This window comes from Martinezella dioscoreae, from assembly GCF_009176305.1.
GTDB lineage: Bacteria > Pseudomonadota > Alphaproteobacteria > Rhizobiales > Rhizobiaceae > Rhizobium > Rhizobium dioscoreae.
In genome coordinates this window covers 1,188,023-1,200,038 of the sequence record NZ_BLAJ01000001.1, presented here as the reverse complement: position 1 = coordinate 1,200,038, position 12,016 = coordinate 1,188,023, and the positions used below count along the sequence as shown (strand labels likewise).

General features: G+C 60.1%; 8 protein-coding genes. 3 read left to right on the top strand and 5 right to left on the bottom strand.

Annotated elements, in window-relative coordinates; genetic code table 11:
• Positions 1-39 precede the first annotated feature (39 nt).
• Positions 40-666: a glutathione S-transferase family protein gene (locus GDN47_RS05755; RefSeq protein WP_113332599.1), complete on the top strand. Its 627-nt coding sequence runs from the start codon at positions 40-42 to the stop codon at positions 664-666.
• 46 nt (positions 667-712) lie between these two features.
• Here GDN47_RS05755 and GDN47_RS05750 read toward each other — a convergent pair whose 3' ends face one another.
• The 3 genes from GDN47_RS05750 to recA all read right to left on the bottom strand — a co-directional run bounded on the left by GDN47_RS05750 (position 713) and on the right by recA (position 5,622).
• Positions 713-1,564 carry an AraC family transcriptional regulator gene (locus GDN47_RS05750; protein ID WP_152092772.1) on the bottom strand — a complete coding sequence of 284 codons (852 nt, stop codon included), beginning with the start codon at positions 1,562-1,564 and terminating at the stop codon, positions 713-715.
• 138 nt (positions 1,565-1,702) lie between these two features.
• The gene (gene alaS / locus GDN47_RS05745; RefSeq protein ID WP_152092771.1) at positions 1,703-4,363 is read right to left on the bottom strand and encodes an alanine--tRNA ligase; all 2,661 of its coding nucleotides are present in this window, start codon (positions 4,361-4,363) and stop codon (positions 1,703-1,705) included.
• 173 nt (positions 4,364-4,536) lie between these two features.
• Complete coding sequence (recA, locus tag GDN47_RS05740) at positions 4,537-5,622, bottom strand: recombinase RecA (RefSeq protein WP_069613031.1); 1,086 nt, start codon at positions 5,620-5,622, stop codon at positions 4,537-4,539.
• Positions 5,623-5,861: 239 nt separating this feature from the next.
• On the opposite strand from recA, the gene GDN47_RS05735 reads away from it, so the two are divergent.
• Both GDN47_RS05735 and GDN47_RS05730 read left to right on the top strand, forming a co-directional pair.
• Positions 5,862-6,806, top strand: a complete 945-nt coding sequence (locus GDN47_RS05735; RefSeq protein WP_152092770.1) for a carbohydrate kinase family protein — start codon at positions 5,862-5,864, stop codon at positions 6,804-6,806.
• 46 nt (positions 6,807-6,852) lie between these two features.
• Positions 6,853-7,779: a pseudouridine-5'-phosphate glycosidase gene (locus tag GDN47_RS05730; protein WP_095435030.1), complete on the top strand. Its 927-nt coding sequence runs from the start codon at positions 6,853-6,855 to the stop codon at positions 7,777-7,779.
• A 57-nt stretch (positions 7,780-7,836) separates the two neighbouring features.
• Here GDN47_RS05730 and trpS read toward each other — a convergent pair whose 3' ends face one another.
• Both trpS and cckA read right to left on the bottom strand, forming a co-directional pair.
• A complete protein-coding gene (trpS, locus tag GDN47_RS05725) occupies positions 7,837-8,856 on the bottom strand; it encodes a tryptophan--tRNA ligase (protein ID WP_152092769.1) in 1,020 nt (339 codons plus the stop codon).
• Positions 8,857-9,080: 224 nt separating this feature from the next.
• Positions 9,081-11,699: a cell cycle histidine kinase CckA gene (cckA, locus tag GDN47_RS05720; protein ID WP_113332604.1), complete on the bottom strand. Its 2,619-nt coding sequence runs from the start codon at positions 11,697-11,699 to the stop codon at positions 9,081-9,083.
• Positions 11,700-12,016: the final 317 nt, after the last annotated feature.

Sequence of the window (12,016 nt, the reverse complement as noted above, 5' to 3'; positions counted from 1 at the left end):
ACCGGTGACAAAAATGCTTGCAGCAAAAGGGAGAGGCAGATGGCCGAAGAACTCGTTTTCTATACCAACCCGATGTCGCGCGGACGCATCGCCCGCTGGATGCTCGAGGAGATCGGCCAGCCCTATCGCACCGAATATCTCGACTTTGGCACGACGATGAAGGCCCCTGAATATCTGGCGGTAAATCCCATGGGAAAGGTTCCCGCCATCAAGCATGGCGATACGGTCGTCACCGAGGGTGCGGCCATCTGTGCCTATCTGGCGGAAACCTTCCCGCAGGCAGGTCTTGCCCCGACAGCAGCCGAGCGCGGCCGCTACTTCCGCTGGATGTTCTTTGCCGCCGGCCCGATGGAGATGGCGGTGACCAACCGCGCCCTCGGCTTTGAAATTCCGACGGAACGCCTGCGCATGGCGGGCTGCGGCAGTCTGGACCATGTTTTCGATACATTGGAACAGGCGGTCACAGCCTCGCCCTTCATAGCCGGCGACCGCTTTACGGCCGCCGACGTCTATGTCGGTTCGCATGTCGGCTGGGGTCTCAATTTCGGCACCATTGAGAAGCGCCAGGCCTTCATCGATTATTGGGCCAGGGTCAGCGATCGCGACGCCTACCGCCGAGGCAACGATATCGACAATGCTGCTATGCCGAAGCCGGCCAATGCCTGACAATACAAGGCATTAAGAGGAAATCCTCGATCGAAGTCATATGCCGCTATTGTAGCGGCATATAGATATCGGTCAGAAGCTCCGTCGGCGGCACGTCGCGCGGATTGTTGATATATTCTTCAAACATGACGGTATCGCGCAGCTGTCGCCCGGAGGCCGGCAGCCATTGTGCATAGAGCCACTGATATGCCCTATGCATGTTTGCGTAAGGCCCTTTGTGGCGCAGCACGGCATATTCGCCACCATCGAGAGAGCGGCGCTCCAGCGGCGCCTCGACTGTTACGCTTTCACCGGCGGTGACACAGGCGTACGACCGCAGCTTCTCTGCCTCCACGGCATCGGGATCATCGAGATAGATGCCGACCATGCGCATGTCAGGCGCGGCAAGGCCGCGAGCAAAGATGGTGCCGAAGAGTGTTTCGAATGCCTGACCGATCTGCATATAGGAGCCGCGATGGGCGACACCGATCAGTGACATCCGGGAAATCGTGCGAAGCGTAACGTCGAACATAACCGTGATCCTTCCTTGGGTACTGGGTTCGAAGATCGTATGGCTTCCCTCATTCCGATATCGCGCCGGCGGCATGCCGTAGACGGATCTGAAGATGCGGTTGAACGACTGGAGGTTGGGATAGCCCGACCGCTTTGCAATATCGCTGACGGATAGACGGGTGTTGACGAGATCGCCGGCAGCACGGTGCAGCCGCAGCCGCTTGACGCTCGCCGCTGCCGTCTCGCCATAGATCGCCCGATAGATCCTGTGCCAGTGATAGCTGGACATGCAGGCGATCTCGGCGAGCTTTTCCATATCGAGCTCATCATCCAGATGCTCATGGATATAGGCCGAAACCCGCCGCAGCCGGGTCTCGTAAAGCGTCCACGCCGTTCCGCCACTCATATCAAACCTCTTGCAAATTCGATCGGCCCGACAAGAGCATAACCCGATTTGACAAATCCTGCGGAGTTGTCCGGACAAAGAAAAATGGCGGACACCTAAGCATCCGCCATCCTTGTTTATCCATCGGAGATTAGCGTCTTAGCCGGCAAGCGCCGCCGCAATCGCCTCAACGGCTTCATCAGCTTTGGCGCCATCTGGGCCGCCGGCCTGGGCCATGTCGGGACGGCCGCCGCCGCCCTTGCCGCCGAGCGCAGCCGAAGCGACGCGTACGAGGTCGACGGCGCTGAAGCGGCCGACTAGATCTTCAGTGACAGCGACGACGGCGCTTGCCTTGCCATCATCCGAAACGCCGATCAGCGCAACGATGCCAGAACCGAGACCTGCCTTGGCTTCATCCGCCATGCCCTTGAGATCCTTGGGGTCGACGCCGGAAACCGGCTTGCCCAGGAACTTGACACCGTTGACGTCCCGTACCGCATCGGCCGAACCGCTCTGGCCGCCGCCCATGGCAAGCTTGCGCTTGGCGTCAGCCAGTTCGCGTTCCAGCTTGCGGCGCTCGTCCATCAAGGCTTCGACGCGCGAGACGACGTCGGCCGGCTGGACCTTCAGCGCCGAGGCGAGGCTCTTCACGCGATCGTCCTGTTCGGCGAGATAATCGCGCGCGGATTCACCGGTGACGGCTTCAATGCGGCGTACGCCGGCACCAACTGCGCTTTCGCCGAGAATACGCACGAGACCGATCTGGCCGGTGGCCGAGACATGCGTACCGCCGCAAAGCTCGACCGAGTAGGGCTTGCCGGCCTTGGCCCCACGCACGCCCTGCCCCATCGATACGACGCGCACCTCGTCGCCATACTTCTCGCCGAACAATGCCATCGCACCTTCCGCGATCGCATCGTCGACGCTCATCAGGCGGGTCGTAACCGGCGAGTTCTGCAGGACGATCTCGTTGGCCATATCCTCGACGACCTTCAACTCCTCAGCCGACATCGGCTTGGGATGCGAAACGTCGAAACGCAGACGCTCTGGCGCGACCAGCGAGCCCTTCTGCGCCACGTGGGTGCCGAGCACTTCGCGAAGTGCTTCGTGCAGCAAATGGGTGGCGGAGTGATTGGCGCGCAGGCGCGAGCGCCTGTTATGATCGACCGTCAGGACGACGGCATCGCCGACCTTGATCTTGCCTTCGGAAACCTCGGAGCTGTGAACGAAAAGGCCTTCGCCCTTCTTCTGGGTGTCGTTGACGGCGAGCTTGCCGTGGTCGCTTGATATCACGCCGGTATCGCCCATCTGGCCGCCGGATTCGCCATAGAATGGCGTCTGGTTGACGATGATCTGCACCTTGTCGCCGGCAGAGGCGCTATCGACTGCAACACCGCCCTTGACGATCGCCTGGATCACGCCTTCAGCAGATTCCGTATCGTAACCCAGGAATTCAGTGGCACCATTCTTTTCCTTGAGCTCGAACCAGATGGTCTCGGTCGCCTTGTCGCCGGAGCCTGCCCAATGCGAGCGCGCTTCAGCCTTCTGGCGCTCCATCGCATCCGTGAAGCTGGAAATATCGACGCCGATGCCGCGGGCACGCAGCGCGTCCTGCGTCAGGTCGAGCGGGAAGCCATAGGTGTCGTAGAGCTTGAAGGCAGTCTCGCCGTCCAGGCTGTCGCCCTTATGCAGGTCCGAAGTGGCATCGTTGAGCAGCGACAGGCCACGTTCCAGCGTCTTGCGGAAACGGGTTTCTTCGAGCTTCAGCGTCTCGGAGGTGAGCGCCTCGGCGCGAACCAGCTCGGGATAGGCGCGGCCCATCTGTTGGATCAGCGCCGGCAGCAGCTTCCACATCAGCGGCTCCTTGGCACCCAGCAGCTGCGCGTGGCGCATGGCGCGGCGCATGATGCGGCGAAGCACGTAGCCGCGGCCTTCGTTCGACGGCAGCACGCCATCGGCAATCAGGAAGGCGGAGGAACGCAGATGATCGGCGATGACGCGATGGCTGGCGCGATGCTCGCCTTCAGCCTTGACGCCCGTTGCCTCTTCCGAGGCTTCGATCAGCGCGCGGAAGAGATCGATATCGTAGTTGTCATGCTTGCCTTGCAGCACGGCGGCAACGCGCTCGAGGCCCATGCCGGTATCGATCGACGGACGCGGCAGGTCGACGCGTTGCTCCTTTGTGATCTGCTCGAACTGCATGAAGACGAGGTTCCAGATCTCGATGAAGCGGTCGCCGTCTTCTTCCGGAGAGCCAGGAGGGCCGCCCCAGATATGATCGCCATGATCGTAGAAGATTTCCGAACAGGGACCGCAAGGACCGGTATCGCCCATTGCCCAGAAATTGTCGCTGGTGGCGATGCGGATGATCCGGTCGTCGGAAAGGCCGGCGATCTTCTTCCACAGGTTAAAGGCGTCGTCATCGGTATGATAGACCGTGACAAGCAAGCGCTTGGCATCGAGGCCGAATTCCTTGGTGATCAGGTTCCAGGCAAGCTCGATGGCGCGTTCCTTGAAATAGTCGCCAAAGGAGAAGTTGCCGAGCATCTCGAAGAAGGTGTGATGGCGCGCGGTATAGCCGACATTATCGAGGTCGTTGTGCTTGCCGCCGGCGCGAACGCATTTCTGCGCCGTCGAAGCCGTCGTATAGAGACGCTGCTCCAGACCGGTGAACACGTTCTTGAACTGCACCATGCCGGCATTGGTAAACATCAATGTCGGATCGTTGCGCGGCACCAGCGGGCTCGACGGCACGATCTCGTGGCCGTTTTTCTTAAAATAGTCGAGGAAGGTCGACCGGATTTCATTCACACCGCTCATATGGGGCCCTTCAGTCCTGCGCTCAGCAACTTGCATCAAAGTCAGTGGCTTTTATCGTCCGCTCCGGGCGCTGTCCAGCCGCACGAACAAAACCGGCCGCACATCCCTTGGACAATGCGGCCGGTTCCAATTCTTAATCTCGGTCTCTGGTCGGGAACTGCTCCCGAAAATCCTTATTCGCCGGAGGCGTCGCCATCATCGGCATCGGGACCGCCATTCTGCAGGAAGCGATCGGCGATGAGACCGGCATTCTGGCGGAGCGACAACTCGATTTCACGGGCGAGATCCGGGTTGTCGCGCAGGAAGAGTTTCGCGTTTTCGCGGCCCTGGCCGAGGCGCTGGCTATTATAGGAGAACCAGGCGCCGGACTTTTCGACGATACCGGCCTTGACGCCGAGATCGACCAGTTCGCCGGTCTTGGAAACACCTTCGCCATACATGATGTCGAACTCGACCTGCTTGAAGGGCGGCGCCATCTTGTTCTTGACGACCTTGACTCGGGTCTGGTTGCCGATCACCTCTTCGCGCTCCTTGACGGCACCGATACGGCGAATATCGAGGCGAACCGAGGCGTAGAACTTCAGCGCGTTGCCGCCCGTCGTCGTTTCCGGCGAACCGAACATGACGCCGATCTTCATACGGATCTGGTTGATGAAGATCACCATGCAGTTGGACTTGGAGATCGAAGCCGTGAGCTTGCGCAGCGCCTGGCTCATCAGACGAGCCTGCAGGCCCGGCAGGCTGTCGCCCATCTCGCCTTCGATTTCGGCGCGCGGCGTCAATGCCGCAACGGAGTCGACGACGAGAACGTCGATGGCCCCGGAGCGCACCAGCGTATCGGTGATTTCAAGCGCCTGTTCGCCGGTATCGGGCTGCGAAATCAGAAGGTTTTGCAGGTCGACGCCGAGCTTGCGGGCATAGACCGGATCGAGCGCATGTTCCGCGTCCACAAAGGCGCAAATGCCGCCCTTCTTCTGGGCCTCTGCGATGGTCTGCAGCGCCAGCGTCGTCTTACCCGAGCTTTCCGGCCCATAGATTTCGATGATGCGCCCCTTCGGCAAGCCGCCAATGCCGAGAGCGATATCGAGGCTCAGAGAGCCGGTGGAAACCGTTTCGATTTCGACCGCGTTCTCGTTCGAGCCGAGTTTCATGATCGAGCCCTTGCCGAACGACCGCTCAATTTGAGAGAGTGCCGCTTCAAGTGCCTTGCTTTTATCCACCGATTTGTCCTCTACAAGCCGCAAAGAATTCTGAGACATTCGATCCACCTTTAGGTTATTGAAGCCGCTCTAGCAATGTCGCCGCCGATGAGAATTGTGTACTCGATTTGTTCTCATATCGCAAGGGCACAACAAGCGATTGAAAGAAAAAGGTAAAATGAATTTCGTTCTATTTTTGTTTTCTTCTTTCTTCCCAGGCACTTACATGCCAGAAACGGTGAATTGCGAGATGTTTGCGGCTCGCTCGATTCGCCTTTTCGACTGCTGAGGATAACCCTATGGCGAAAAAGATTCTCGTTCTTGGCGGTGCCCATATCGACCGGCGCGGCCGCATCTTCGGGGAGACGGCGCCCGGCGCCAGCAATCCCGGCGCATGGTTCGAGGAGCCCGGCGGCGGCGGCTTCAATGCGGCGCGAAATCTTGCCCGCCTCGGCTTCGACGTAAAGCTGATCTCGCCGCGCGGCGGCGATCCCTCCGGTGAAATGGTGGCGGAAGCCGCAAGCCATGCCGGCATCGATGACAAGCCCTTCGTTTTCCTCGATCGCAAGACGCCGAGCTATACGGCGATCCTTGAGAATGATGGCAATCTCGTCATCGCGCTTGCCGACATGGAGCTCTACAAGCTCTTCGTGCCAAGACGCCTGGCGATTCGCGCCGTTCGAGACGCCTTCGAAGAAACCGACCTTATTCTCTGCGATGCCAATCTGCCTGAGGAAACCTTAGGCGCAATTGCGGCAAGGGCCGTCTTTTGCGGCAAGCCGGTCGCTGCTATCGCCATCTCGCCGGCCAAAGTCGTGCGGCTGAAACCGAGCCTTGCCGGCATCGATCACCTGTTCCTCAACGAGGCCGAAGCCGCGGCGCTGACCGAAATCCGTCCGGAGGATCCGCGCGAATGGGTAAATGCTTTGCGTGCGCTCGGCCTGCGCAATGGCGTGGTCACCCGCGGGAAACGCCCCCTGATCGCATTCTCGCGTGATGCCATCGTCAGCCTGCAGCCGCCCATTGTCGAGGATGTTGCCGATGTCACGGGAGCGGGAGATTCGCTGGCGTCAGGCGTTCTTTCGGCATTGCTGGCCGGCCACGATCTCGCAGAAGCCGTCCGTCATGGGGCAGCGGCGGCGACAATCACCGTCCAGTCTCCGTATGCGACGGCAGAAAATCTCTCGCCCGAGCTGCTAAAGGCGGCTTTGGCCCTTGTTCCCGAGGCCGAAATTCTGTCATGAAGCCTGCTCAAGACGCGTATATTGTTTCAGTGAATTGGAAACGACAATGACCCAGCCTATCTCGCCCCTGCTTCCGATCTCCTATTCGAAGGAAGTCGCTGCCGCCAAGCTGCGCGGTGCGCCGATCGTCGCCCTGGAATCGACGATCATCACCCATGGCATGCCCTATCCGGGTAATATCGAGATGGCCCGCAGCGTCGAAGCGATCATCCGGCAAGAAGGCGCCGTACCGGCAACCATCGCCGTCATTCACGGCACGCTGCATATCGGCCTCGAGCCGGAAGAGCTGGAAGCATTGGCGAAGACGGAAGGTGCGATGAAGGTTTCGCGCGCCGACATCGCCTTTGCGATCGCTGAGCGCCGCACCGGCGCGACCACTGTTGCCGCCACGATGATCGCCGCCGCCCGCGCCGGCATCAAGGTTTTCGCCACCGGCGGTATCGGCGGCGTGCATCGCGGTGCGGAAGAGAGCTTCGATATTTCGGCCGATCTTGAAGAGCTTTCCCGCACCGGCGTCATCGTCGTTTGCGCCGGCGCCAAGGCGATCCTCGATATTCCGAAAACGCTCGAAGTGCTGGAAACCCGCGGTGTTCCGGTCGTCACCTACGACAGCACGGAATTTCCGGCCTTCTGGTCGCGCTCGTCTGGCCTGACGAGCCCGCTGACGCTGAATAGCCCTGCTGCGATCGCCAACTTCCAGACGACACGCGAACAGCTCGGTATCGATGGCGGCATGCTGATCGCCAATCCGGTTCCGGAAGCCGACGAGATCCCGCGTGAGGAGATGGAAATCTACATCGAGCGCGCCCTCGACAGCGCGGAACGGGATGAGATCAGCGGCAAGGCGGTTACGCCCTATCTGCTGAGCACGATCTTCGACATTACCGAAGGCCGCAGCCTCAAGACCAACATCGCGCTTGTCGAAAACAATGCGCGCCTGGCCGCCGAGATCGCCGTCGCGCTCGCAGAATAATCAGACAGCAGCTACGAGAGCGGCCGGGCGCGTCAGAAGATCGCCCGGCCCTTTGTTTCAGGTAAGCGTGAACAGGCCCAAGGCGTCGCGCAATTCGGCAAGCGTCGCCTCCGTCCTCTCCCTCGCCTTTCGCGTTCCCTCGCGCACTATATCAAGGACATAGCCCGGCTCGGCGGCAAAACGCGCGCGCCGTTCGCGGATCGGCGCGAGCAGCGCTTGCAGGACACCCTCAAGATGTCTCTTCAAGGTGATGTCGCCAAGCCCGCCGCGGCGATAATGCACCTTCAGCTCTTCGACCAGTTGCCGATCCTCGCAGAAGGCATCGAGATAGGTGAAGACGACATTTCCTTCGATCTTGCCGGGATCGCTGACACGCAGGTGATCCGGATCGGTGTACATGCGTCGCACCGCATCGCTTATTTCATCCGGCGATGCCGAGAGCGGGATCGCATTGCCCTGCGATTTGCTCATCTTCGCCCTGCCGTCGACACCCGGAAGGCGCCCGACTTTTGGCACCATGGCTGCAGCCTCGACGAGAATGTCTCGCCCGATCTGCCGATTGAGACGGCGAACGATCTCGTTTGTCTGCTCGATCAATGGCGCCTGATCTTCGCCGACGGGAACGACCGTCGCCTTGAAGGCCGTGATATCGGCGGCTTGGGCGACCGGATAGCAGAGAAAGCCGGCCGGGACATCGCGTTCGAAACCGCGCAGCTGGATCTCCGTCTTGATCGTCGGATTTCTCTCCAGGCGGCTGACCGTGACGAAATTCAGATAGAGCAGTGTCAGCTCCGCCAGCGCCGGCAAGGCGGATTGCACGCAGATCGTCGTCAGCGCCGGATCGATGCCGATGGCAAGATAATCGGTTGCGACCTCGAGAACGTTGCGCCGGACCTTTTCGGGATCATGGGCATTGTCTGTCAACGCCTGCGTATCCGCCAGCAGCAGGAATTGCTCGTGGCTTTGCTGAAGCGCAACGCGGCTCTTCAGCGACCCGACATAATGGCCGAGATGGAGTGGACCTGTTGTTCGGTCGCCTGTCAGAATGACGGGACGGGTATTGATAAGAGATTGCATTTCGTTGCTCCGCAAAAGGAGCCGCCGCAATCGGGAAGGAAAAACGGAATGGACCATGCCTGCCGGATCACGGCGGCAGGGTCGATTTCAAGACATGACGACTGCCGCTCCTAGAAGGAGCGCCACCACATTTGGCAAATGGGCTTGGCAAGGTCGATCATGGGCGGTTGATTACACTGTTGCTCCGCAATCGGCAACATGGAGAGGCGCGAAACGCCCCTCAGTTAGTTCTTGTCCAGCGTCTCGCGCACGACGACGGCAAGCTGCTTCAGCGAGAACGGCTTTGGCAGGAAGCCGAATTGCGCATCCGCCGGCAAATTGCGCGCGAAAGCATCCTCGGCATAGCCCGAAACGAAGATGAATTTCAGATCCGGATATTTCTTGCGCAATTCGCGTAGCAGCGACGGACCATCCATCTCGGGCATGACGACATCGGAGACGACGACATCGACTTGGCCGTCGAGCTCGTCCATGATATCCAGCGCCTCGACGCCGGACCCGGCCTCGTAGACGGTGTAGCCGCGCGTCTCGAGCATGCGCTTGCCGCCGCGGCGTACCGCCTCTTCGTCCTCCACAAGCAGAACGACTGCGGACTTGCCGGTGAGATCGGCCGGTTCTTCTGCAGAGGCGGCTATACCGACACTCTGGTCCATGGCCGCGACATCGCGGCTTTCCGACACTTTCGTCTCGGTCACCGCGGGCATTTCGACGATGTGCCGCGGCAGGAAGATGCGGAAGGTCGTTCCCTTGCCCACTTCCGATTCCGGCTGGATATAGCCGCCGGACTGCTTGATGATGCCATAGACCATCGCAAGGCCGAGGCCGGTGCCCTTGCCGACTTCCTTGGTCGTGAAGAAGGGCTCGAAGATCTTGTCCATGATTTCGGGCGCGATGCCGGTGCCGGTATCGCTGACCTCGACGAGCACCATGTCCTCATGCGGAAGATAGGGATAGTTGAAGGCGCTGACATCGGCCGCAAGCAGATTGCGGGTGCGCAGCGTCAGCGTTCCGCCGCCCGGCATGGCATCGCGGGCATTGACGCACAAATTGATGAGCACCTGTTCGAACTGCGACAGGTCGGTTTTGACGGGCCAGAGATCGCGGCCGTAATCCACGTCGAGCTTGACATGCGTACCCGACAGCAGCCGGTCCACCAGCATGCGGAGATCGCCGATCACATCGGTCAGATTGAGAACCGTTGGCCGCATCGTCTGCTTGCGCGAGAAGGCGAGCAGCTGCCGAACCAGCACGGCCGCGCGATTGGCATTGCGCTTGATTTCCATCAGATCCGCAAAGCTGGCATCGGAGGGTCGCGCCTGAAGCAGCAGATGGTCTGATGAAAGCAGGATCGCCGTTAGAACGTTGTTGAAGTCATGCGCGATGCCGCCTGCAAGCGTGCCGACGGCATTGAGCTTTTGCGTCTGCGCCATCTGTGTTTCGAGCGCCTTCTGCTCGGTCACCTCGACCGCATAGACGATGGCAGCCTCTTCGGGCGCCTCATCGGTCTGGTCGATGACGGCATTCACGTAGAAGCGGAAATGCCGCGTTTCGTCTTTCGGATTGCGAGAGTCGATCGGCGGAATATCGCCCTGCCGGTCTTTGGCGGCCGCCAGCGCCTGCTGCAGCTGCGGCCGATCACTTTCGTTGACGACGTTCTCAAGGGCGGCACCGCGCTCGATATCATCGCGCGAGACGAGATCCGAGAAGAGCTTCAGGAAAGGCGCATTCGTCCGCAGAATGCGGCCGTTGCCATCGACGGACGCGATCGCCATCGGCGTATTGTTGAAGAAGCGGCTGAAACGCATCGCGGCGGCGGAGGCCGATTGCTCGGTATCCCCGCCGTTCTGCCGGGTCAGGACGATGGTGCGGCTCTCACCGGGCGCGCCGTCGCGCATCGACGTGACACTGTGGACGATCTGTACGGGCAGGCTCTGGCCATTGGACCGGCGCAGATCGAGATCGAGCGTCACCGTCTTCTTGAGACCCGGTTCCGCCTGCACCGATTGGATCAGCGCCAGCCCCTCGCCGGCGACGAGATCGCCTATGGTCATCGAGCCCGGTACGAACTTGGTCAGATCGAAGCCCAGCCATTCGGCAAGCGTTGCATTGAGATAGAAGATCTCGCCCTTGCGTCCGGCGGAAAAAAAGCCGGCTGGCGCGTGGTCGAGATAATCGATCGCGTTCTGCAATTCCTTGAAGAAACGTTCCTGATCGTCACGCTCGGAAGTGATGTCGGTGACCTGCCAGATATGCAGTACCTTGCTGCTGCCCTGCTCCGGCGGCAGCACCCGCGCTTTCAGCCGGTACCAATGTGCACTATTGCCGCTTCCGTCAACCGGGCCGAGCGGCTTCAGCAGGCGAAACTCTTCCGATCCCTCATTGCCATCGCGCAGGCCATTAGCAAGACGATAGAGAGCCTCGTTGGATTCGCGATTTCGCGACAGCAGCATTTCCAGCGACTGCACTTCCGTCGCTTTCGTCGCACCGGTCAGGCGGCCGTACGCGGCATTCGCATAAACGATGCGCCCCTTCTCGTCCGTAATCAGCGTTCCGTCGGGATGGCTGTTGAGGAAGGACCGCGCCAGACTGTCGGACTGCGGCTGCGGCATGACCTCGACGAAACCGATGATCGAAGAGACCAGGAAAAAGATGCCGACCATGGCGAGAATGCCAAGGCCGCCGAGAACCGCTTCATTGTCGAGCTGGTTCTTGAAGACGACAAAGGCCGCCGCCGCGGCCACGAGAACGAGCGCGAGCAGGATGATGCGCAGCACGGTTCCAGAACGAACTCCGCGATCCACCAGCGGCACGCTATACTCGTCGGACGGACGCTGCTTCGTCATAAACCCCTCGTACCGGCCGTTCTCCTCGCGACATGTCATACACCTTGGGGTCGCCGGAGCCGGACCTTTCGAATCTTCTTTATCAATTTGCGTCATCCGCAAAAAGCTTTGCCGGACCAGAAAGACTTGAATTCACAAGCAATAGAATACAACAGCCTGCAATCGCATCTTGTCTCCGGCGCAATCCTGTTCATATGATCGCGATATAGAAGGGTCACGGTCAAAGCATTACCCGCAACAGTTGCGCCTACCGCATAATTCCTTAAATAGGATTCGATTTAAGGGTAAAATTATGCAGTGGATTTAAAGTACTACAG